Source organism: Paenibacillus sp. MZ03-122A, from assembly GCF_024213325.1.
Lineage (GTDB): Bacteria > Bacillota > Bacilli > Paenibacillales > Paenibacillaceae > Paenibacillus > Paenibacillus polymyxa_B.
Genome location: NZ_JANAVI010000006.1, coordinates 230,720 through 253,554 on the forward strand (window position 1 = coordinate 230,720; position 22,835 = coordinate 253,554).

The 22,835-nt window shown below is 46.9% G+C and carries 19 protein-coding genes and 1 riboswitch; of the genes, 3 read left to right on the forward strand and 16 right to left on the reverse strand.

Features of this window, described 5'->3' with window-relative positions:
- Nucleotides 1-138 precede the first annotated feature (138 nt).
- From NLX74_RS15345 to NLX74_RS15380, 8 genes are all read right to left on the reverse strand, one after another.
- Complete coding sequence (locus NLX74_RS15345) at nucleotides 139-1,143, reverse strand: helix-turn-helix transcriptional regulator (RefSeq protein ID WP_254329220.1); 1,005 nt, start codon at nucleotides 1,141-1,143, stop codon at nucleotides 139-141.
- 182 nt (nucleotides 1,144-1,325) lie between these two features.
- Nucleotides 1,326-1,934 carry a GNAT family N-acetyltransferase gene (locus tag NLX74_RS15350; RefSeq protein ID WP_254329221.1) on the reverse strand — a complete coding sequence of 203 codons (609 nt, stop codon included), beginning with the start codon at nucleotides 1,932-1,934 and terminating at the stop codon, nucleotides 1,326-1,328.
- 51 nt (nucleotides 1,935-1,985) lie between these two features.
- Complete coding sequence (locus NLX74_RS15355; RefSeq protein ID WP_025724028.1) at nucleotides 1,986-2,726, reverse strand: metallophosphoesterase family protein; 741 nt, start codon at nucleotides 2,724-2,726, stop codon at nucleotides 1,986-1,988.
- Between the two features lie 105 nt (nucleotides 2,727-2,831).
- Nucleotides 2,832-3,776, reverse strand: coding sequence for a metallophosphoesterase (locus NLX74_RS15360; RefSeq protein ID WP_069290317.1), 945 nt, complete (start codon nucleotides 3,774-3,776; stop codon nucleotides 2,832-2,834).
- A 65-nt stretch (nucleotides 3,777-3,841) separates the two neighbouring features.
- Nucleotides 3,842-4,651 carry an AAC(3) family N-acetyltransferase gene (locus tag NLX74_RS15365; protein WP_254329222.1) on the reverse strand — a complete coding sequence of 270 codons (810 nt, stop codon included), beginning with the start codon at nucleotides 4,649-4,651 and terminating at the stop codon, nucleotides 3,842-3,844.
- Nucleotides 4,652-4,812: 161 nt separating this feature from the next.
- Complete coding sequence (sdhB, locus tag NLX74_RS15370) at nucleotides 4,813-5,580, reverse strand: succinate dehydrogenase iron-sulfur subunit (RefSeq protein ID WP_013311795.1); 768 nt, start codon at nucleotides 5,578-5,580, stop codon at nucleotides 4,813-4,815.
- Nucleotides 5,581-5,599: 19 nt separating this feature from the next.
- Nucleotides 5,600-7,345 carry a succinate dehydrogenase flavoprotein subunit gene (sdhA, locus tag NLX74_RS15375; RefSeq protein WP_013311796.1) on the reverse strand — a complete coding sequence of 582 codons (1,746 nt, stop codon included), beginning with the start codon at nucleotides 7,343-7,345 and terminating at the stop codon, nucleotides 5,600-5,602.
- 92 nt (nucleotides 7,346-7,437) lie between these two features.
- Entirely contained in the window at nucleotides 7,438-8,112 is a 675-nt protein-coding gene (locus NLX74_RS15380) for a succinate dehydrogenase cytochrome b558 subunit (RefSeq protein WP_061830110.1), read from the reverse strand.
- A gap of 226 nt (nucleotides 8,113-8,338) precedes the next feature.
- Here NLX74_RS15380 and NLX74_RS15385 point away from each other — a divergent pair, with 226 nt between their 5' ends.
- Complete coding sequence (locus NLX74_RS15385) at nucleotides 8,339-9,244, forward strand: LysR family transcriptional regulator (protein WP_028541456.1); 906 nt, start codon at nucleotides 8,339-8,341, stop codon at nucleotides 9,242-9,244.
- A gap of 5 nt (nucleotides 9,245-9,249) precedes the next feature.
- Here NLX74_RS15385 and NLX74_RS15390 read toward each other — a convergent pair whose 3' ends face one another.
- Nucleotides 9,250-9,927: a potassium channel family protein gene (locus tag NLX74_RS15390; protein ID WP_254329223.1), complete on the reverse strand. Its 678-nt coding sequence runs from the start codon at nucleotides 9,925-9,927 to the stop codon at nucleotides 9,250-9,252.
- 17 nt (nucleotides 9,928-9,944) lie between these two features.
- Entirely contained in the window at nucleotides 9,945-11,285 is a 1,341-nt protein-coding gene (locus NLX74_RS15395) for a TrkH family potassium uptake protein (RefSeq protein ID WP_103050007.1), read from the reverse strand.
- A 408-nt stretch (nucleotides 11,286-11,693) separates the two neighbouring features.
- Nucleotides 11,694-11,846, reverse strand: a riboswitch (cyclic di-AMP (ydaO/yuaA leader).
- A 261-nt stretch (nucleotides 11,847-12,107) separates the two neighbouring features.
- Between NLX74_RS15395 and NLX74_RS15400 the strand changes: the two genes are divergently transcribed.
- Nucleotides 12,108-13,838, forward strand: a complete 1,731-nt coding sequence (locus NLX74_RS15400; protein WP_254329224.1) for a type II CAAX endopeptidase family protein — start codon at nucleotides 12,108-12,110, stop codon at nucleotides 13,836-13,838.
- Here the strand turns inward: NLX74_RS15400 and uvrC are convergent.
- The 4 genes from uvrC to NLX74_RS15420 form a co-directional block, all read right to left on the reverse strand.
- Complete coding sequence (uvrC, locus tag NLX74_RS15405; RefSeq protein ID WP_254329225.1) at nucleotides 13,807-15,891, reverse strand: excinuclease ABC subunit UvrC; 2,085 nt, start codon at nucleotides 15,889-15,891, stop codon at nucleotides 13,807-13,809. The genes NLX74_RS15400 and uvrC overlap by 32 nt on opposite strands.
- A 160-nt stretch (nucleotides 15,892-16,051) precedes the next feature.
- On the reverse strand, nucleotides 16,052-16,369 hold the full coding sequence (gene trxA / locus NLX74_RS15410; RefSeq protein WP_010347861.1) for a thioredoxin: 318 nt from the start codon (nucleotides 16,367-16,369) through the stop codon (nucleotides 16,052-16,054).
- A 125-nt stretch (nucleotides 16,370-16,494) separates the two neighbouring features.
- Entirely contained in the window at nucleotides 16,495-17,442 is a 948-nt protein-coding gene (dnaI, locus tag NLX74_RS15415) for a primosomal protein DnaI (protein WP_061830114.1), read from the reverse strand.
- A 53-nt stretch (nucleotides 17,443-17,495) separates the two neighbouring features.
- Nucleotides 17,496-19,013: a replication initiation and membrane attachment family protein gene (locus tag NLX74_RS15420; protein WP_254329226.1), complete on the reverse strand. Its 1,518-nt coding sequence runs from the start codon at nucleotides 19,011-19,013 to the stop codon at nucleotides 17,496-17,498.
- 345 nt (nucleotides 19,014-19,358) lie between these two features.
- Between NLX74_RS15420 and hemQ the strand changes: the two genes are divergently transcribed.
- Nucleotides 19,359-20,138: a hydrogen peroxide-dependent heme synthase gene (gene hemQ / locus NLX74_RS15425; protein WP_023990152.1), complete on the forward strand. Its 780-nt coding sequence runs from the start codon at nucleotides 19,359-19,361 to the stop codon at nucleotides 20,136-20,138.
- A 182-nt stretch (nucleotides 20,139-20,320) separates the two neighbouring features.
- Here the strand turns inward: hemQ and NLX74_RS15430 are convergent, their stop codons facing one another.
- Both NLX74_RS15430 and NLX74_RS15435 read right to left on the reverse strand, forming a co-directional pair.
- Entirely contained in the window at nucleotides 20,321-21,487 is a 1,167-nt protein-coding gene (locus NLX74_RS15430) for an ABC transporter permease (protein WP_254329227.1), read from the reverse strand.
- A complete protein-coding gene (locus NLX74_RS15435) occupies nucleotides 21,484-22,821 on the reverse strand; it encodes an HlyD family secretion protein (protein WP_254329228.1) in 1,338 nt (445 codons plus the stop codon). Before NLX74_RS15435 ends, NLX74_RS15430 begins: the two co-directional genes overlap by 4 nt.
- Between the last annotated feature and the right edge of the window lie 14 nt (nucleotides 22,822-22,835).

Genomic DNA, 22,835 nt, shown 5'->3' on the forward strand with positions numbered 1-22,835 from the left:
ATTTCTCATCTCAACTGATAACCATTATCATCTATAAAGGAAGGAGGCTCTACCTACGGAGGTATTTTCTATCCCTATAGAAGGAGCACAAATGCAAAATCCTCCAAACATGATGGACATGCTTGAAGGATGGTTTCATTAAGATTTATTCGAAAATGTATCTGGGTTACGTATTTTCTTGATATATTCGCTAGGATTACAACCATAATACTTTCGAAAGGTTGTCGTAAAATTGCTGGCGTTGCTGTACCCAATTGAAAAGGCAGTCTCTCCAATGTTTAATTGTTCAACTTCCAAGTACCAGAGTGCTTTTTCCATTCTTTGCTTACGCACCATTTCAAAAATAGTCATTCCGAATAAATGGGGGAATCCCTTCTTTAGCTTGAATTCATTAAGCCCAACCTTTCGAGCCAGCGCTTGAATAGACAGGGGATGTTCAAAATGAAGAATGACGAATTCACGAGCCTTTTGGAGCTTGGATATATCTTCACGACTTATAAAATGGCTTGTCCCCCTTGTTTCATGTCCATCCATCTCCCCAAACAATGCAATAAACTCCATTGCCTTGCTTTCCATGTATAACCGTTTCATCGTCCCATTGTAGTTGCAATGTATCATGTCAAAAACACACTTATGCATGGCTGGCGTATCCGCATAAGAGTCAATATTCCCCTTGTAACGCTGTAACCATGTTTCCATGCTATGCTTTTCTGCGATATCTCCGGCATAATGAAAAAGCTCTTGTGGAGAACATCGTATTTCCAGCATTTGATGGCGAACTCCTGCCTTCTTTTCCTCATAAACCAGTTCATCCTCTAAATATAAAACATTCCCGGTCAAACGATTGGTATGGCTTTCTTTGCCATTCCATTCACAGTATATTTCACCGTTTAAGCAATAGCTGAGTTCAAAGAGCGGACAAGCCTCCTGAATATGAAGCTTCATATTCTGTTCAAAGGTGAGATCCGTGACCACGATTTCCATACCTGGGCGAATCTGTGTGCGTGTCATGCTTCCCTTGCCCATATGCGGGGGAAGCGTGAGTTGTTGCTCCGATTTTTTATGATGAATACGACCATCCACAAGCTCCGTGAATTGGTCAAATAAATGATGAATGTCTGCACTCCATATATTCAAAGCCAATATCAGCCCTTCTTTCCTGTTCAGTCCTAACTATAGAATAACAAAAAAAGAGGACCCGAATCATCGGGTCCCAGCAACATTTATTATTCAAAAGGGGGTCATGTCTGTATTGTACCCGTCCTGTGTTAGAGTTGTTTTGCAGTTATATTTCATCTTTGTAACAAAATATTCCACTGCCATTTCTATGCATAATCTCCTTGGTTCATCGAAAATACCAATACACTCGGCACCTCTCCTGAGGGATCAAAAGCACCAATTGTACGCAGCAGGCGCATCTTATTTTTAATAAGTACGTGCATGGAAGCCTGATTATCCTCTTGGCAACGACTTTCGATCCGCTTGAGCTTCAAAGATCCGAAACCAAAATTCAGCATTTCTCCCACCACTTCTGTAGCCAGCCCCTGTCCCCAAAAAGGACGATCCAGAATATAGCCCAGTTGTGCCTCACCCGTTCTTTCATTCCATTGCTGAAAAGAGACGATACCGAGCAACGGTGAGGAGGTAAGCTCATTGGATTCACCAAGTAGATTGCTTTCTCCTGTATTTCTCTGATGCCATTCCACCGCAAAATGCAGGGAATCTAGTGAATCAGCAGATATTTTAATTTGCGCAACCAGACGCCGCATTCGTGTATTGACTGGTTTGCGAATTCGATTCACATATTGGATCACCAATGGATCGGATAGAATCCGTTCCAGCGCGGGATAATCCTCCGTTCTTAGCTGGCGCAATCGGACTCGGCGGGTGTAAAGCTCCGGTAGCCCAAGACGAAGCATTTCTCTGGTCAGCACAATGTTCCCCCCTGCGGATGGATTGGCTTTTAGAAATGAATGTTTCCATACTTAATCCAGGTCCTGAATCCCGCGGTAAATTCCTGTGCGCAGCTCTCGAATATAATACGGCAAAGAAGGCACAGCAGCTTCCTCCGCTTGTTTTACTGCCAGTTCTATATCATAAGGTACACGTACAAAATGAATGGAGAAGGACGTAGGCTGCTCCTCTCCCATCTCGCCCTCTAAAATGCAGTAGGAAGCCTGCGTAACATCCAACGGATTCCCGACACTGCCGACGTTAAAAAGGGTTTTTCCCTGAAAATGCTGGATAAAAGCATTGTGCACATCACCATATCCCACAACATCTGGAGCAAAAGCAACTTTTCCATTTTCTTCTGCTAATGGATCGAACATGGCAAGCCGTTTTTCCGGCTCATCCCATGGCTGCACACGGTGATATACACTTTGCGGCGAGGCATGCACCAGACGGATACGGCGTCCGCTCATTCTGAAATCATAATGAAACGGTAACTGTGCCAAATACTGCACTCGTTCTGCCCCCAAGCGCTCGGCTTGCCAGCTAAAATTGAGATCATCCGTAATACTAACCAGCTCATCCCAATTCCCCCGCACGACCACTTCACAACGTTGACGGACAGCATCCAGAACCTCGCACGGGCTAGGCCCTTTGCCGATCAGATCCCCCAAACAAAACACACGGCTAATGCCTCGGGAAGCAATATCCTCCAGCACCGCCTCACAGGCAGGCCAATTGCCATGAATATCTGAAATGACAGCAATACGATCCATCTGAACCTCACTCCTTTGTCCGAAACGACTACATCTCTACACTACATTCAAGCCATCTTTATGTAGTTCCAACATATATGATAAAGATGAAAAAAAGATCATGGCCTATTGGCCGGATTTTAGCGTAATGACACTAAGCTCTGGTCTGCACAGCACGCGAATCGGCAAATGTGTCATGCCAATGCCTCGGCTGACATACAGCGGCATTCTCTCTGTTCCCACATGAAATAACCCCTGGATGTACTTGCGTCCACCCGGAGGCGGCATTGGTGCTCCAATGACCGGCAAGCGTACCTGTCCTCCATGCGTATGCCCCGACAGTTGAAGATCAAAGGACATTTGCGCCGCTACATCTGCATAGTCCGGCTCATGCATCAGCAGCAGCTTGCACATCTCATCAGGTAGCCCGTGAATGGCACGCTGCGGATTGGGCTTGCCCATGATGTTATCCTCTAAACCGACCATGGCTACACGCTGTCCCGCAAGCTCTACAATCGCATGCTCGTTTCTCAGCAGTGTAAATCCGGTTTTAGGGTATAATTCCTGAACTCCGGCTGGTAAGCCTCTATAATCATGATTGCCCAGAATAGCAAATTTGCCAAGTGTGGCGTGCATCGAAGCCATAACTGGAACAGCAGCCTTCATGGATACTGCATAGTCATCTACAATATCGCCTGTAAAACAGAGCAAATCTGGCTTCAGACCTGCTATACGGTCCGCAAGCTCGCGCAGATCCTGCTCATCCATATGAAAACCCAAGTGCACATCACTGAAATGTACGACCCTGATTCCGTCAAAAGCAGACGGAAGACGAGGGAGAGTCAAGTTGAAGCGTGTAATTTCCAAATGATTAGGCTCCCATAAGGAAGCATATCCTCCAGCCAGAAGCGCGGTTCCGGCTGTGGCTAAAGCCGCCTTTTTCAAAAAATGACGGCGCGAAGGATTGGCTGGTTCATTTGAAATGGAACGCCGCGAAGAACCGGGAGGGATAGCGGCCCCCTGATGCGGGCCATCCTGACTCTCGCGGCGGGTGTGCGGCGTCTTCTCCATATGCGTTCCCCCTTGCGATCTATTCCTTGATCTCACTTTTTAGAAATTCTTACTGTCCAGAAGCTTTAGCGATGGGTGGACAACCACTGCTCCGCATAGTCTACCAAATCACGTTGCCTCGCGAAAAAACATGAAGCCTCTCCAATGTTCACTCGCGTAAAGGCTGAGGGACAGTCCCGTTCAAAATCAAGTCCCAGCTTCTCAAAGTCATCTGAGGTAATATTAAAATCCTGAAAAGATACCCACGCTTTTGCTCCATCCACCATCATAGGAGCTTGATGCGTGATCACTTCTCGTCCATTATAGGCTGTTCGATATTCCGCCAAATGCAAGGACGTGTTGCTGTCATGTCCGCAGCCCAACAGCAGCACATAGGCATCTGCCTCATACAGCTTTGCCAAGGGCGAATGCTCACCCAGCCCATAGTCGAGCTGATGATCTGTCAGTAATCCCAAAGCAGCAGGTCCACGTGCCGCCAGAGAAACATGCGGATGCCCGCTGCGCTTGGTTCCCGGCAGGCCACGGAACGTTTCTACAATGATGCCCATCCCCCCGGTCAGCGTCCAGGCCGGATCATAAGCGGGCATTTCCTCGCGTACTAATTCCCACCATGACTCGTCCAGAGGCGGGTTCATCCAGGTCGAAGGATCAGTCAAGTCATGAGACTGTGTCGGCATCACCAGCGTCCCTTCCGGGCCAACCGCTTCGGTTAGCGCGGCAAGAATGGCCGAGGCCCCGCCTGGAATAAAGCGTCCAAAGCTGCGCATCGACGAGTGAACAAGCAATGTCATGCCGCTCCGAACTCCCAGTTCCTTTAATCCCTTCATGACATCCGACCTAGTGACAGGTCGATTCGTTATCGGTTGCACAGTCACCTGTCCAGCCTCCTTTTCTCCAAAAACGATACACAATACCATAATTATACCATAACTGCTATCCGCGCTCCTTCCTCCATGTTACCCTCCATCTTTTCTGAGCGCAAAAAAACAGGCTTTCTCCAGTTTGAGAAAAAGCCTGTTTGGGCATAACCTATTTGCTATACAGTCAGCCAGCGCTTGAACATATGCTTGGTCGTTTCCTTATTCATTTCGGCAATAGAAGTTGTCAACGGAATGCCTTTCGGGCAAGAGCGTACGCAGTTTTGCGAGTTCCCGCATCCTTCCAGCCCATCGTCCGTCATTAACGCCTCCAGCCGCTCTTCCTGATTCATTTCCCCTGTCGGATGGCTGTTAAACAGACGAACCTGAGATATCGCCGCAGGTCCGATGAACGTCGTCTTCTCGTTGACGTTCGGGCAAGCTTCCAGACAGACACCGCAGGTCATGCACTTGGACAGCTCATACGCCCACTGACGCTTTTTCTCTGCCATTCTAGGACCAGGGCCCAGATCGTAGGTACCGTCAATCGGAATCCACGCTTTGACCTTCTTGAGTGCATTAAACATCCGGCTGCGGTCGATGACCAAATCCCGAACTACCGGGAACGTGCTCATCGGCGCGATCGTAATCGGCTGCTCCAGCTTATCGACGAGCGCCGCACAGGCCTGACGCGGCTTGCCGTTAATCACCATGGAGCATGCTCCGCATACTTCCTCCAGGCAATTCGACTCCCAGCATACCGGGGCCGTCTCTTTACCGTGGCTGTCCACCGGGTTACGCTGAATTTCCATCAGCGCGCTAATCACATTCATCCCCGGACGATAAGCCAATTCGAATTCTTCCGTATAGGGACTGGCTTTAGGATCAGCTTGACGGGTCACAACGAACTTCACTGTTTTATTCGACTTCACTGCTTGCTCCGACATCTAAATACACTCCCTTCCGTTATTTGTTCTTGGAATAATCCCGAATACGCGGCTTGATCAGCGAAACATCCACCGCTTCATACGAGATTTGTGGTCCTTCCGGTGTCCAGTCCGCAATCGTTGTTTTCAGGAAATCCTCATCGTTGCGATCCGGGAAGTCTGGTTTGTAATGGGCCCCGCGGCTTTCGTTGCGCAGTAGCGCACCTTTGGTCATCGCTTCAGCCAGCTCCATCATATTCCACAGTTGCCGTGTAAACGCCGCACCCGCATTGTTCCAGCGCGAAGCGTCATTGATGTTAATGTTAGAGTAACGCTCCTTCAGCTCCTTGATCTTGTGGATCGTCGCTTCCAGCTTGTCATTATAACGAACCACAGTCATGTTGTTCGTCATCCACTCGCCCAGCTCTTTATGAAGAACATAGGCATTTTCTTTTCCGTCCATATGCAAAATACGCTCATATTTCTCCGTCTGCTGATTGACTGCCGCATCAAATACGGAGGTAGCTATATCCTGTGCAGATTTTTTCAAGCCTTTAATGTATTCCACAGCCTTAGGTCCAGCCACCATCCCGCCGTAAATGGCTGACAGCAACGAGTTCGCACCCAAACGGTTCGCACCGTGATATTGGAATTCACACTCACCAGCCGCGAACAAGCCCGGTATATTCGTCATCTGATTGTAATCGACCCACATACCGCCCATTGAATAATGAACAGCCGGGAATATTTTCATCGGGATTTTGCGCGGATCGTCACCGACGAATTTTTCATAAATTTCAATAATGCCGCCCAGCTTTACATCCAGTTCTTTCGGGTCCTTGTGTGACAGATCAAGGTAGACCATGTTCTCGCCATTAATACCCAGTCCATCATCAACGCATACACTGAATATTTCACGTGTCGCAATATCGCGAGGGACCAGATTTCCGTAAGCCGGATACTTTTCTTCGAGGAAATACCATGGCTTACCGTCCTTATACGTCCAAATACGACCGCCCTCTCCCCGTGCCGACTCGGACATGAGACGCAGCTTGTCATCACCTGGTATAGCCGTCGGATGAATCTGGATAAACTCACCGTTCGCATAGCGTACGCCTTGCTGATACACCGCACCAGCAGCTGTGCCCGTATTAATGACGGAATTCGTGGTTTTACCGAAAATAATCCCGGGGCCACCAGATGCCAAAATAACTGCATCCGCCGCAAAAGTCTTCACTTCCATCGTACGCAAATCCTGCCCGCAAATCCCTCGACAGATGCCTTCATCATCCAGTACAGCCTGTAAAAACTCCCAATTCTCGTACTTGGTCACCAAACCCGCAGATTCCCAGCGCCGTACCTGCTCATCGAGAGCGTACAGAAGCTGCTGTCCTGTCGTCGCACCGGCAAAAGCGGTCCGATGATGCTGGGTACCGCCGAAGCGGCGGAAGTCCAGCAGTCCTTCCGGTGTCCGGTTAAACATGACGCCCATGCGGTCCATGAGATGAATGATCCCCGGAGCCGCTTCGCACATCGCTTTTACCGGAGGCTGGTTGGCCAGAAAGTCCCCGCCATAGACTGAATCATCAAAGTGAATCCAGGGTGAGTCTCCCTCACCCTTGGTATTTACCGCACCGTTGATGCCGCCTTGAGCACAAACGGAGTGGGACCTTTTGACCGGAACCAAAGAAAATAAATGAACGTGAACTCCCGCCTCTGCCGCCTTGATCGTAGCCATTAGACCTGCCAGACCGCCGCCCACGACAATAATGTTGGATGCTGCCATTTCTGCTCACTCCTTTTTTTAGGATTTTAACCAAATCCCCTTTTACGTTTGAAAATAGAATCTCAACACGATGTATAATTGATATGAGTCGTTTATAGTAGCTGTTTAAAAGCGCCGCATTGCACCAAGGCAGTTGCCGTTTCCTGAAATTCCGCACTGCGGAATGCAAGCAGGGAAGCGATGAAGCCGATAGACACCACCACGAACAGGGTCATACAGATATAAGAAGATACTTTTTGCGCACGCGGTCCCACAGTAATCCCCCAACTGACCATAAATGCCCACAGTCCGTTAGCAAAGTGAAAGGATGCCGAAACGACACTGATTAAATACAAAATGAAATAAACCGGGTTCGTCACGATGCCATGCATGACGCCGCCTAGCTCCTCATGGGTTACATTACCCAGAGCCACCTGAAAGCGCGTGTCGTATACGTGCCAGATAATAAATACAAACGTAATGACGCCGGAAATACGCTGGAACAGAAAGCGCCAGTTACGTGAATAGCCGAATCTTTTGACATTCGGGTCAGCCTGATACGCAATATACAAGCCATAAATTCCGTGGAACAGTAATGGCAAGTAGATGAATAACGTTTCTAGCACAATAACCAGTGGCAAACCATTCAGGAAGGCCACGCTGCGATTAAATCCTTCCTTGCCGCCCTCCACCGCTGTGAAGTTCGTCACCAAATGCTCAACAAAAAATAGAGCCAGCGGAATGACGCCAAGAAGCGAATGCAGCTTTCTGGAATAAAATCCTCTCATCTAGGTCATGCTCCCTTCTCCCAATAATAGCGTTTTCAATAGTAATATAACATATAAAATGACAGTTTCCGACAGGAAATGTCCAACAAGGTGTCCCTTATAAGGAAAAACAAAAGTGTGAACATCTTGTGTCGCTTTCATGTTACTCCTTTTCGGCTTATAATGGAATTGCAATATACGTATTAATTATTATGTCTTTTTTGCATATAGAGAGGAAGTGGATGATTTGTTTGAGGATTTGAACGCTTTTGCCGTCATTGTCGAGCAGTCCAGCCTGAATAAAGCCTCCAAACTGCTGAATCTGTCCCAGCCTGCCCTGTCTCGCAAAATTGCGAAGCTGGAGGAAGAGCTGGGTGTGAATCTCTTTGATCGTCGGGGCAAACGGCTCGAAATTACGTCCACTGGCCGATTTGTTTATACCTTCGCGCTAGAGCAACGGCAACGACAGCTTCGCTTCTTACAAAAGCTGTCCCAGCACAAAAATGAAGCCCAGAGTATGCTTACACTCGGGGCTAGTCTCACGACACTCCAAACGACGCTGCCTACCCTCGTCGAAGCTTTCATGAGCAAGCATCCTCAAACCGAGCTAAAGCTGCTCACCGGTAAAACTCATGAAATCGTCGCCTTTGTACGTGACAAAAAAGCAGACGCCGGTATTGTCGGGTCTGCCATTCATGAAGCCGGACTGCGTTGCATTCCGCTATTTGATGATCATTTGGAGCTCGTTGTTCCCATTGGACATGAATTAACCGTCAAGACAGGAACGGCCTCGATGAAAGATCTGCAAGGATTGCCGATGATTATTTTCTCCAAAGGAACCTGGTACCGCAGTCTGACGGATGACTTGTTCCAGCGCAGCGGCATCATGCCGGATATCCGTATGGAAATCGACTCCTTCGAGGCAATTGTACGCTTGCTTCCAACCTGTAAGGCTTCTGCCTTGCTGCCCAAATCCTATTTGCGTAGCGAACTATTACGGGATAATGGACTCACTGCATTGTACTTGCCCGATTTGAAGGAGACACGCCGAACGACCTCCCTCATTTACTCGGAGACGACCGATCTCGGTCCGACAGCACGACGCTGGATTAGCGAGACACGTGCGTCGTTTGCAGGCTACCGTATGGTGTAGAGGGTTTAATCCTCTTCATTAACATTAACAACCTCATCCTCAAAGCGACCGATATTGTTATTCGAGCCGATGATGACCATGATATCGTCTGCTTTTAGCCGATCCATAGCCGTCGGTGCGATCAGGATACCGTTCGCTGTATGAAGCGCCACGACGCTACAACCAAAGCGGGTACGGGCATTTAGCTCTGCTAGCGTTTTGCCATTCAGACATGCAGGTACATTGAGTTCCACAATACTGTATTCCTTAGACAACTCCAAATAATCGAGCAAATTAGGCGTGACTAGCTGGTGAGCCACCCGGATACCCATATCCCGTTCTGGATAAATAATCCGGTCCACACCGAGCTTTTCTAACGCACGCCCGTGCAGCACAGATATGGCTTTGGCTACAACTTTTTTCACACCCAGCTCCTTCAGCAAAATGGCGGTGAGGATGCTTACCTGAATGTCATCACCAATAGCAACAATGCCACAATCGAAATTACGGATGCCCAGTGATCGCAACGAGTCTTCATCGGTAGCGTCCGCCACGACAGTATGTGTCAACATCTCACTCATACTGTCCACAACATCCTCATTCCGGTCAATGCCTAGCACCTCGCACCCCATATCCACCAATTGCAAAGCCAGGCTTGAGCCAAACCGCCCCAAGCCAATAACTACAAACTGCTGCGTTTTCATATCTACTCGAAAACTCCTTATCCTATAATCATTTTGCCTTCCGGATGACGATATAATTCTTTACCCTTTTTCGGCCCCAGTGCATAAGCTAGCGTGAGTGGCCCCAGTCTACCTGCAAACATCGTCAGGGTAATCACCAGCTTGCCTATGACTGTTAAATCAGGTGTAAGCCCCATCGACAGCCCCACCGTACCAAACGCAGACACCGTCTCAAACAAGATCATCAGAAAATGATGATCTTCGGTTGCCGACAAAATCATGGTCACCCCGATCACGAACAGCAACCCCAGCAGTGTGATGGTCAAAGCCTTGTAAATTCGTCCCTGCGCAAGTCGGTACTTGAACAGTACAATATCTTCCCGCCCCCGCAGCATCGAAATCACTGCTCCAATGAGCAGGGCGAATGTTGTGGTCTTAATCCCGCCTCCAGTAGAGCCAGGGGAAGCCCCAATAAACATGAGTATGATGATAAAAAACTGCGTAGCCTGCCGCAAGCCTGCGATGTCCAGTGTATTGGCACCTGCGGTACGGGGAGTAACGGACTGGAATAAAGATCCCAGTAGCTTACCACCCCAATCAAGCGAGCCAAGAGTCTTTGGATTCGTAAACTCAAATACAAAAATCACGAGCGTGCCGACTACAATCATAGCGCCCGTCATGCTGAGTACCACCTTGGTATGCAAGGACAGTCTCTTGCGCTTGCGATATTCTGCCAGGTCTGACATCACTACAAAACCAATGCCGCCAGAAATAATTAGAAACATTGCGGTAAAATTAACAATCGGATCATATACATAACCTGTCAAGCTGCGAAATTCACCGAATAAATCAAAACCAGCATTGTTAAACATGGAGATGGCATGCCAGATTCCAAAATAAATCGCCCTGCCTACGGGCATATCAAAGGACCAGCGAACCGAGAATATCGTAGCGCATACGCCTTCAATAACCAGTGAGTACAGTAATACCTTACGGATTAATCCGACAATTCCCTCTACAGAAGTCTGATTCATCGCTTCCTGCAAAATGAGACGCTCCCGCAAGGAAATCCGACGCTTGAACACCAGTGCAATCAAGGTAGCCATGGTCATAAAGCCAAGACCGCCGATCTGGATCAGCGCAACGATGACAACTTGACCAAAAGTGGTAAAAAAGAGGCCGGTATCCTTTACGACAAGCCCGGTTACACAGGTCGCAGAGGCGGCAGTAAACAAAGCGTCTATAAACGCAAGTGGCTTTCCTGTTGTATTGGAAATCGGCAGCATTAACAATAAACTACCTATTAGAATGATAATGGCAAAGCCCGCAACGAATATCTGCGGTGGAGAAAGCCGAAGCCAGCTTGCATTGGGATTCATCTATTCATCACTTCTCTCCTAATCCTTAAAACTATAAATCAGTGATTTAATACGGTGTAAGCTCGCTACGCGTTCCATTTGATCTTTCGATCGTCGTTGCCCCTGAATTTTTTGATTTTTCCAAACCTTAGTTAACTATAATTAGCATTCCCTGAATACAGGAAGAATGCATGTCAAGCACTACTCGGCCCCCTGTGCTATTGGCGGGCAGTAGCGAAGGGGGCAGAATTGTTCTGAAGAAGCGAAGCGTTTGCCTTTATCTCCGGATTTTAACCATTAAAGGGGGTATACAATTAAAAAATCCGGGGATAACAGCAATCGGAAGAATAATCTGCACCCGCAGCGGTCTAACCAATCCAAACACTTTTATACGCACAAAAAAAGACACCGGAAAACCGAGTGCCTGACTTGGTTCCTGCTCATAGCCTACGAGGTTAGCTGACGGATTCGGGCAGCACAGTATGCCCTATTTACACTTCCGATCCAGCAGGATCGGTTGTAAAATTCACCCCAGTAACATGGTTCCCCCGTTTTCCCATAGAAATTCGGCTCAACTGTATATCATTACCTATGTATTTCATAGGCATTGCCTCAAGATTATAATCCTTCTATATCCAGATCACAAAACCGATTTCGCCGAAAAAACGTGAAATTGGCTTTATTTTGCGAATGGGCATCGTTTAATCGCAGCTTATCTAATTTTATTGGAACTTTAAAGTGCTTTCACTCTATTTTCATGAATATCGCTGGTCTGTTGGCGGGAACCTGTGCAGTATGATATCTTTAATGGATGTTCTTATTTACAGATTAAGGAGGAAACTCATGAATCCTATCGGGAAACCGGTCGTGCTCACGGCCAACTTCAAAAAATTAGGCTTGCTGGGCGGGATTGGCCTGATTTGCTTTTTTATCTTTCAATTGCTTATTCCCTCGCTTAGCAATCCGAGTCCAGAATCAGTAATGAACGCAAAGGTCATCAGCAAACAAGAAGCGGTCATACACGCATTGGACTTCGCCCGCTCCGAGCTGGGCTATACTGAATCACAGCCTGAGGAGCCTGTCGTGACCTATCAGGCCGAAACAGATTTGTACGGTTATTTATCTAGAGAAAAACTGCTTCAGCAGTACGACCGTACATGGAAAAAAAGTTACCCTTACGAAACCTTTCGGGTCGATCTGCCTGAATCCTCAGCGAAAAGCAAACTGCAAATTCATGTGGATCTATCCACTGGGAAGGTCGTTAGCTTTAAACGGATCACCTCCAGCACCAATTACACACAGGCTGATATTTCTACGGATGAACAAGCACGTAACAGGCTTGTACGTGTGGCTGAGGACGGCATGACGCTCGAAGCCAAGGAGCAGGCGGCCGCAGTATGGGTCAAGCGCTTTGGCTTTAAGCCGTCGGATTTGAAGCTTGCAACCACTGAACAAGAAGGCGGATTAAAGTATACCGTAGACGATAAAAAAATCGGCGCCTCGGTACTTACACTGGCTTTTACTTTTGAAGACGGTGATGTTCGCTCCTTCACCCAAAGCTTTTCGGCCCCGTCGTCCTATACCGATTATATCGAAAAGCAAACATTTTGGGCGAATTTGATGACCTATGCGGGTTATGCCCTATTTAGCTTTGTACTGGGTGTACTTGCCATTGTGTATGCGTCACTCACCCGACGACATACTTCATTTGTACGCGGCATTGTTCTATCCGTTGTATACTTTATTGCTAGTATAGCTGGGACCATGAACATGCTGCCTTTATTGCAAGCAGAAGCAGGCGGTAAGGGCATCCTTATATTTCTTATGGTTTTCCAGATTGGTGTTACCTTTTTCATGGCTGTAGCGCTCTACTTCTCCTTGGTCGGCGGTGACGGGCTTATGCGTCAGGTTGGACTGAATGCATGGCCGCGTGCGAAAGAGCCGGGCTACGGGCTGTATGTGCTTCGCAGTATGTATGTTGGCTACTTGTGGGCCTTTATTTTGCTCGGGGTACAATCCATTTTGTTCTTTATACTGGAGCGCACATTTAATACATTCTCCACCACAGATGCCACGCAATCCCCTTACAATATGGCTTATCCATGGCTACTGCCGATTATGGCCTGGATGGCAGGTATTGGAGAAGAGACTGTCTACCGTCTATTTGGTATTCCGATGGTCAAAAAAATAGTGAAAAACACTTTTGTTGCGTGTCTGATCACCACGCTGATTTGGGCACTGGGACATACACTTTATCCGATCTATCCGGTGATCTCCAGACCTATTGAGCTGACTTTTCTTGGTTTGCTGTTCAGTTTTGTGTTTCTGCGTTACGGCTTTATTGCCGCCATGTTCAGCCACGTTATTTTTGACAGCATTTTAATGGGACTTAGTGTGATGAGTCTGGGAGACACTGTGAATGTGAGCGCTGGTCTATTCTGGATCTTACTTCCAGCCATCGTGGGTTACATCATTTATTGGTTTAGTCCTAAAAAGCCAAATCGAATTATGTTTGAACCTATAAAAAAAGAGGAGCCGTATTCTACGACTCCTCCTCCCGAAGGGCAGCTATAATCTGACGCGCAAGCTTATCCCCAATAGAGAGAGGCCGGAAGTCTTCGACACTGGCCTCTCTTATTTTTTTGAGCGATCCAAAATGCTTAAGCAGTAACTTACGCCGTTTCTCGCCAATGCCTGGAATGGAGTCCAGCCGTGAAGTTACCATAGATTTGCCGCGTTGCTCGCGGTGGAACGTAATAGCAAAACGGTGAACCTCGTCCTGAATCCGTTGCAGTAGATAAAATTCTTCGCTATTGCGTGCAAGTGTCACGGCCTCAGAGGACTCTCCCACTAATAGTTGGGAAGTTCTATGTTTGGCATCCTTCACCAGTCCACACACAGGAATGAACAAACCCAGCTCATTTTGCAATACATCGGTCGCCGCCTTAATTTGTCCACGTCCACCATCGACAACGATCAAGTCGGGACGTTCCAAATTTTCCTTAAGCACACGTTCATATCTACGTCGGATAACCTCACGCATTGTTTCATAATCATCGGGTCCCTGCACAGAACGGATTTTATATTTTCGATACTCCTTCTTGGCAGGCTTGCCATCAATAAACACGATCATGGCGGAGACTGGATCGGAACCCTGGATATTGGAGTTATCAAACGCCTCCACCCGGTGCAAGCTATCCAGTCCAATGGCACGTCCGAGATTGCTTGCAGCTTTGGATGTCCGTTCCTCATCCCGCTCGATCAGCTTAAACTTCTCATCCAAAGCAACACGTGCATTTTCCGTCGCCATGCCTGTCATTTGCTTTTTCAGTCCACGCTGCGGTACAAGTACCTTTACATCCAACCATTCAGCCAGAGCGAGAGCCGCCGTACTCGGGTCCTCCAGTCCACCGGATAGTTGGGTTTCTGTTTCCTTTACTCCGGTATCTTGGTCACCAACTTGGTCTTGATTTGTTGCTGCTGCATAAGTTGCCCGTTCTTCAGCCACTAGCAATGAGTCAGCAGAAGACTCTGTCTCCGTTTGTATCGCTTTCTCATCTGTCTGTCCGGTAGCATCGGTTGTAGCTGCACTGTGGAGTACAGTTTCTGCCGCAACCGGTTGATCGACATTGACCTGCTCGGCCTGCATCAGCTTAGGAGAATCTGGCAGCAATATTTCTTGCGGCACTGCCGGGTTGTCACTATAATATTGCGTCACATAGGACATAAAATCACTGTAAGCTTCACCGTAGAAAGGAAAAGTCGACATATGGCGCTCGATCATTTTACCTTTACGGACATATAGGATTTGTACACACATCCAGCCCTTATCTACTGAAAAACCGAATACATCTCGATCCTTTGCATCCGATGTGGTGATTTTCTGCTTTTCCATCATCGCGTCGATGCTGATAATCTGATCTCTCAGCTCCTTGGCCCGCTCAAAGTACAATTCCTCTGCGGCCTCCTGCATTTTACGCTGAAGATCCTTTTTAATTTCCTCATGTCCCCCGCTTAAAAAGGAACCAATCTCCTGGCCAATCTGGTCATACGTTTCCTTCTCGACCTCTTTCACACAAGGCCCCAAACATTGATGCATGTGATAATACAGACACACTTCCTTGGGCATTACACCACACTTACGTAACGGATACATACGATCCAGCAGCTTCTTCGTCTGATGTGCCGCGTAGGAATTGGGGTACGGTCCAAAATATTTTGCTTTATCTTTCAGAACGCGACGGGTCACCTCCAGCTTGGGGTGTGCCTCGTTCGTAATTTTCAAATACGGAAAGGTTTTATCATCCTTCAACAGCACGTTATAACGTGGCTGGTACTTTTTAATCAGGTTGCACTCCAATATGAGCGCCTCCATATTACTGCCTGTAACGATATATTCAAAATCACGGATATCGGAAACCAGTCGCTGCGTCTTGCCGTTATGGCTACCTGTAAAATAGGAACGGACCCGGTTTTTCAACACTTTGGCCTTGCCGACATAAATAATGGTGCCTTCGCTATTCTTCATCAGGTAACAGCCTGATGCATCCGGCAGTAACGCTAATTTATGCCGGATGTTCTCCAGCGCCTTCTCCTGATTCTGCAAGTCCTCCGCATAAGGTTTCATTCGCCCGGTTCCTCCTTCCATTCTTAATGATTACTCAACTAACTATTTATAATATATAGGAATAATACACAAAAACGCCCCCGGTATTTACAACCGGAGGCATTGACCTTTCATGGCCGCTCCACCAAGCCCCCGCGGGAGCATGGGTCACATGCGATGATTATTGGTGTTTAGTAAGCATGCTTTTCAGCGCTTCTTTGGAGTTCAGACCTACCACTTTATCGACAGGCTGTCCGTCTTTGAAGACGATCAGGGTAGGAATACTCATCACGCCAAAACGGGAAGCAGACTCTGGATTTTCATCCACGTTCACCTTCGCGATTTTGACGCTGTCGCCAACTTCTGTGGACAGATCCTCCAGAATAGGAGCGATCATTTTGCAAGGACCGCACCATGGCGCCCAAAAATCAACCAAAACGGTTCCTGTGCCTTCGACTTCTGCGTTGAAGGATTGATCGGACACGTTAACAATTGCCATTGTATGTTCCTCCTTTATAGAAAAGTCAAGATTATTATAACCTGTAATGTCTGTTTCGACACCTTTTAATTATATCACAATAGTCTTTTAATTGTAAGATATCAAAATAGCAGACGGAAAAACGCTTAGCCCCGCTGATTTTTTCCCTTTACGGTAATGACATCTACAAAAGGACGAATCCGGTCCATCAAGCGTTGTCCCTTGTACATTTCCTCTCCGTCCTTACTCGTAAAGCTGAGATGCTTCTCCAGCCCCTGCAATGAGTAATTGGAAGTATAAAAGGTCGGTTTGCGATTCATTCGGTAATTCAGTATGGAGCCCATCACATGGTCCCGTACCCACGGGCTTAAATTTTCGGCACCAATATCGTCAAATACGAGCAGATCACAATTTTTGAGCATTTCGGTCGTTTCTTTCAGCTTCTGCCCGTCCTGAATCATGGACTTTAAGTCCTCCACAAAATCAGGCATATACACGATCACACCGTTCAGACCCGACAGGGCCAGCTCGTGCAATAAATAGCCCATCAAAAAAGTTTTACCCGTACCAAACGTACCTTCCAGATACAGTCCTTTTTTGGATAGACCCTGACTTTTCGTTTCTTCAATGTAACGGAATAGCTGTGTGACGGCAGGCATACGTTGTGAATCTTTGCGCGCAATTTCAAGAGCGTTATATCCCTCGAGAAGGGCGCGTTCATCCACATAAAAGCTTTTAATTCGCTGACGCACCCGTTGTTCATGTTGGGAAGCAACCAACTTCGCACATGGGGTCCGAATGTCCACGATTTCGGCTGTTCCATTCGGATATTCCACGCCCAGCTTGCAAAAGTGGCCCTGAAAATCGTTAGGACATCGTTCCAGCCCCGGACAATTGTCGCAATTTCGACGATCCCGGGTATACTGAAAGAGCATGCTCATGTTGAGTCGCAATTGTGTTTCGTCCACATCAGGATGAGCAGCACAAAACTCCTGCACGAGCGGATCATTTAGAACTTGATCGGCTACATTGCGAGTGCGCTGGCGAAACGAAGGGTTCTGCATCTGCTGTAGCAAATCGCCCAGTGATTCCAAGAACGCTCCTCCTTTCTTAAAATGTGCAGAGTTATGGACACCTTAAAATCTATCTACACCTTTTTCTGTTTTCCGGATTGCATTCGTTCGGCCAGACGCAGCAGTTCATCCAATTCTTCCTCAGATACAGACTCCTCGGAAGGATGATCCTGAACGATTGGAATGGATGGCTTGGCTGGCCCGCTATTTTTGGCATATGCGCGGGATCGACCGCCGGAAGGAGAAGCAGAGGACTGTTTTCCTTTTACCTTGGCTTGATCCCTTATATATTGAACGGCTTTTTCGTAAGTGTTTACCTGCTTAAGCAGCATGTTGGAAGCAACGGCCTCGACAAAGTTGCGGTTAATCCGCTGATCGCTCCCAGATACGAGCAGTGACATCAAATAATGGATCAGCACGTTGATGACTTCACCGGGCAGCTTATAGCTGATATCAATTTTCTCGAATATATCCAGCAGGTTACCGGGAACCGTGCCGGGGAAAAAGGTTTGCAGCAACCGGCGATAAGGCTCGTTGCGCAACATCATATTATACTGGTGAATGTCACATTTGGCTGTGAATTGTGGTGGAACCTCCACATAAAATTCCATTTCCACAGCCTGTTCTGCAGGCGGCTCTTCAGATGTGGAAGTTTCCCTCTGGCGCAAGGCGACCACTTTGGCAGCCTGAACCTGCTGTTCCTCCTGACGCTTCCGATCCTGTCTGGAGTGCTGACTAGCTCGAAGCTGAAGCTCATCGAGCAACAAATCGCCTGCTTCGGTAAAAATACCATCCTCATCCAGCAAGCGACTGATATCCTGTACAGAAAGGTCAAATTTGCGAACAACGTAATTGACCATGCCTAACTGCTCGTGCTCAAACCGAAGACGTTCCACGTGCTTACGATTGGCAGATTCACGCGGAAAACGGAGAATAATATCTGCATAATTCAATGCTTCCTCCGATTCTGACGCTAGTGCTCCAGTCTGACGGCTAGTGGACACCTCGGACAGCGCCTGCTCCAGTTCATAATCTATAACATGGGTATTCAATTCAAATAACTCGTAGAAAGGAATCGAAATATTCTCTTTATTATAGGAAGATTGCGACCATTCGCTAGATTCCCTGCTCCACAACGATTCTCTCAGAGAGAGCACTGCAAACTTACCGATTTTGTCTCTCAACAAAAGGGTGAGATGCTGTGTTCTGAAAAATTCAGCAGGTGCAAGCGGTGGCTGCATCTCATATTCGTACATATAGTCGTCCGTTTCGGGTGCATACAGCCTGGACGTCTGTAACAGACCGACGGCCTCCAGCTTGGAGGTCTGTTCAATCAAATACTTGCGTCCCTTCTCACTCGGCTCCAGTCCCAGTGTCAGAAAAAGGCGACGCTGCTGTTCCAACGGCGAATAACCGATTTGTCCAACTGGCACATGCTGGAACAACAGTCGATACAGACTGACCGCAAATGCGCCTACCATCGGCTGATAGAGGCTTCCCAGCATCAATTCATCCAGTGCGCTCAAGCCAAATTCCCGATAAACGCAATAGCGGTGGTTCTCAGTATAGTGCAGCAGGTTTTTCATCCGCATTCCAACATTCTTCCTTTCCTGACATAACGGTCTCCAAGATGTTTTTCTATTCTATCATACTTGCCTTCTCGTGGGACCAACAAAATAAGGGCAATTGTTCTCCTTTTTGGCAGCCATATTCGTCTGAGTTCTACTTTTTTCGAGAATACTAACTATTTTATGACTTTGTGACCTGCATCATGGTAAATATAAAATTCTTCACACTTCTTTCATTGGTGAAAAGCTTTACTTTGAGCTACAATATAATGGTTAAGCATCACGTATTGGATACAGGAAAGATATAAGGAAGTACACATATTTCGGCTAAGCCGATTATCATTTACAGATCGTAAAGGAGTGTAGATCGTGAGTCAACATCAACCACAACAAACCCCAGCAACACCCAACGAAGTAGCCTCCACACTGGAAGGCTGGTATGCGCTTCACGATTTCCGGTCCATCAACTGGACAGCATGGAAGACCGCAGACGATGAAGAACGCGCCGGAGCACTGGACGAGCTTCAAGAGTTTATGAAGGAATGGAATGTTACCGAGGAAGCGGGTCTGGGCAGCTCAGCTGTCTATACTGTAGTCGGACAAAAGGCTGATTTTGTCATGATGCACCTACGCGAAACGCTGGAAGACCTCAATAAACTGGAAAATGACTTTAACAAAACAACCTTCGCCAAATATACAACCAAAACCTATTCTTATGTGAGTGTGGTGGAACTAAGTAATTATTTGAGCAAAGATGAAGATCCAATGCAAAATCCACAAATCGTCGCACGATTGAAGCCCGTATTAAACAAGGCGCGTTATATTTGCTTCTATCCAATGAACAAAAAACGTGACCTGGACGACAACTGGTATATGCTTTCGATGGACGAGCGTCGCACCTTGATGCGCAGCCACGGTTTAATTGGACGCAGCTATGCTGGCAAAGTAAAGCAAATTATTTCCGGTTCCGTCGGATTTGACGATTGGGAATGGGGCGTAACACTGTTCTCCGATGACGCACTTCAGTTCAAGAAGCTAATCTACGAAATGCGTTTTGATGAAGTCAGTGCCCGTTACGGTGAATTCGGCTCCTTCTATGTCGGCAGCGTGTTGAATGAAGAGACATTTGAAGACATGTTGAAGCTGTAAGATGCAGACATCAACTCTTTACTGAATAAAACCGAGGATTTCGTGAACTCCCACTTTCGGGACGACGGAATCCTTTTTTTATACCTCATCACTATAATAAAGAGAAAAGGCCCCCTCACGGGCGCCTGATAAAATGTTTTTTTATGATTACCCAGGTAATAACAAAGGAATGATATCTCCGATTATTGCAGCACAGGCTCGACCACTACGGATGTATCCTCACTTTTCGCCAGCTTTCTTTTCTCCAGAGCAATCAAAATAAAGATAATAAGCAGCAAACCACTTAGTAAGACCAAAAAGCCTCCCAACTCGGGAATAAAATATTTTAAGCTCCCACCTTTGAAGCCCATACCTCTCAAAAACTTGAAATGCCAGGTCAATGGGAGAATGTTACTTACATATTGCAGCGATGGAGGCAGCATAGCCACTGGCAACTGAGCGCCGCTCAGTAAAAACGAAGGAAGTATAATTAGCATGAGGCGTGGGGAAGCTTTTCCAGGATTGGCCGCATTCCATCCTAAAGCCATCGCAAACAAACTCAACGTAATCGTGTACAAGAGAAATGGAATACTGAGCTGCCATACATTCGCTTCAAAGCGTAGTCCCCCAATTTGCTTAAGTAAACCAATGGACAGATAAAAGGACACACATCCTACTAACGCATACGGTAACACCCTAAGAATCAAGCTATACGAATGCTGAAGCTCCTCTTTTAATCTTCCTTGCTCCCGCAATCGCGGGACAATTGTCAGTACAGTAGCACCAATCAGTGAAATCATGACCGTATTAATGAACCCCATAACCGAGGTCATCAATGTAGCATTGGTAGGATTATATAACAGACGCTGCTGAAGCAGCATATTGGAAGTAAGCCCTGTAACCTGGGTGTCACTCATTCCCATGCCCTTTAATCCACCACCAGCCAGCATCGCATTTTCCGTCGCCATAATCTCTGTGACTGCCGAGCGTAGATTTCCAGTAGCCTGACCTACCGTATTATCCACATAAAAACCGATGTTGCTCTGAACTCCTTTGATCCTATTTTCCTCCAACCCAGCTGGAAGGTAAATCACCGCAAAAAACTTTTCATTATATAAAAGTAAATTCGGATCGGCTTCATTCTCTTGCACATGGCGTACATCAATATACTGCGATGCATCTAATTTATTAATAAGCTGTCGGCTATAACTGCTATGATCTAAATCGACCACAGCTACAGAGGCATCGTTAAGCTGATTATTTTTAAAAACAAATCCAAAGGCTACAGCTACTACGATAGGAACGAGCAGCATAACAAAAACCATCTTACCGCTGATCAACAGCTTCCATTCTTCTATAAAAGCCTTCATTTCGTCACAACCTCTACCGTCATTCCAGGTAATAATTCAGATGTGCGTTGAACATCCACCCGTACTTGGAAGGAGCTTATATCCGACAGACCTTTGTCCCTACTCATTCTCATGTTGGTATACTGAGGAGCAGAAGTGATGTACCTCACCTTGCCTTGGACATCTTTGTCTAAAGCTACAACGTGCGAAGTCACATTTTTCCCAGCTTTAAACTGTGACATGGAATCCTCACCCACATAAATATCGTAGTATAGCTGATTGGTTTCGATAACGGCGCCCGTTGCCCCCGTAGAAACGATCTCTCCCATTTTAGGTACAATACGCGACACCTTACCATCTGTGGATGCCTTCAGCACCATACGTCCCCGCTGCAATTCCAAAGTTTTGAGTTGAACACTTAATGCCTGCTTTTGTTGAGCCAGAAGATCCACATTGTATTCGCTATTCTTAACATCTTTTCGTGTTTGCGAGGTTTGAGTCAAGGCTTCCTTCGCTTTTTCTGTTTTAATACGAGCCTGCTGGCGTTCCTCAGCAGTTGCGCCAGCCTCCATTTTATCCAAAGCGGTTTGTTGCTGAGCGATCCCATTTCTAGCAATGTCCGATTGTTTGCTAGCCGCTGTAATCTGGTTATTAGAAATTTCAACCTGATCCTTAGCTGTATCTAACGCGATTCGGGCATTATCCAGTTGGTTTTTGGCGTTATCCAGTTCTGCTTTGGTTCCAGCTCCGGCATCATATAACGCTTTGATACGGTTGTAATTCACATTAGCCAAGTCCAGGGCCTGTTGTCTGGATGATACTGTTTTTTGCGCGATTTCCGCATTCCTTTTGGCTGTCTCTACTCCTGTCAGAGCTGCGTCCAACGATTGCTGTGCTGCTTCAATAGCCAGCTTTTGTCTTAGAATATCCTCCGCACGTGTTCCTTGATTTAATAAGGACTCTCCTGCTTGCGCGGCTTGAATGTCCAATTGTCCCTGTTTTTCTGAAGTTGAAATTTTCTCCGACTGATTTTGCAGCCCGTCTTTAGCCTGTTTTATTTTCACATCAGCCTGTGCGATATCCGTTTTTAATTTCTCAATTTGCAAATCAAGGTCTACAGGATCAAGGGTCATGATTACGTCCCCTTTTTTCACCTGTTGTTCTTCCTTCACCTCAATCGTGTTTACTCTTCCCCCTACACCCTGAAAAGCAACATTCACGGTATCTGCCGTAAGCAGTGTGTTTTTTTGTTGGGCTGCCATACTCACAGCATCCTTGCCGCTCATTGCCATCAGCGTACCTCCAGTACCTAATGCGACAACAAGTAGCACGTACACAATAATCTTTTTATTCATTGCAACAAACTCTC

Coding starts and splice junctions, on each gene's coding strand:
- NLX74_RS15355 (WP_025724028.1), bottom strand. CDS start 2,726: ATGGATCGTATTGCTGTCATTTCAGATATTCATGGCAATTGGCCTGCC.
- NLX74_RS15360 (WP_069290317.1), bottom strand. CDS start 3,776: ATGGAGAAGACGCCGCACACCCGCCGCGAGAGTCAGGATGGCCCGCAT.
- sdhB (WP_013311795.1), bottom strand. CDS start 5,580: ATGTCGGAGCAAGCAGTGAAGTCGAATAAAACAGTGAAGTTCGTTGTG.
- sdhA (WP_013311796.1), bottom strand. CDS start 7,345: ATGGCAGCATCCAACATTATTGTCGTGGGCGGCGGTCTGGCAGGTCTA.
- NLX74_RS15380 (WP_061830110.1), bottom strand. CDS start 8,112: ATGAGAGGATTTTATTCCAGAAAGCTGCATTCGCTTCTTGGCGTCATT.
- NLX74_RS15390 (WP_254329223.1), bottom strand. CDS start 9,927: ATGAAAACGCAGCAGTTTGTAGTTATTGGCTTGGGGCGGTTTGGCTCA.
- NLX74_RS15395 (WP_103050007.1), bottom strand. CDS start 11,285: ATGAATCCCAATGCAAGCTGGCTTCGGCTTTCTCCACCGCAGATATTC.
- NLX74_RS15400 (WP_254329224.1), top strand. CDS start 12,108: ATGAATCCTATCGGGAAACCGGTCGTGCTCACGGCCAACTTCAAAAAA.
- uvrC (WP_254329225.1), bottom strand. CDS start 15,891: ATGAAACCTTATGCGGAGGACTTGCAGAATCAGGAGAAGGCGCTGGAG.
- trxA (WP_010347861.1), bottom strand. CDS start 16,369: ATGGCAATTGTTAACGTGTCCGATCAATCCTTCAACGCAGAAGTCGAA.
- NLX74_RS15420 (WP_254329226.1), bottom strand. CDS start 19,013: ATGCGGATGAAAAACCTGCTGCACTATACTGAGAACCACCGCTATTGC.
- NLX74_RS15430 (WP_254329227.1), bottom strand. CDS start 21,487: ATGAAGGCTTTTATAGAAGAATGGAAGCTGTTGATCAGCGGTAAGATG.
- NLX74_RS15435 (WP_254329228.1), bottom strand. CDS start 22,821: ATGAATAAAAAGATTATTGTGTACGTGCTACTTGTTGTCGCATTAGGT.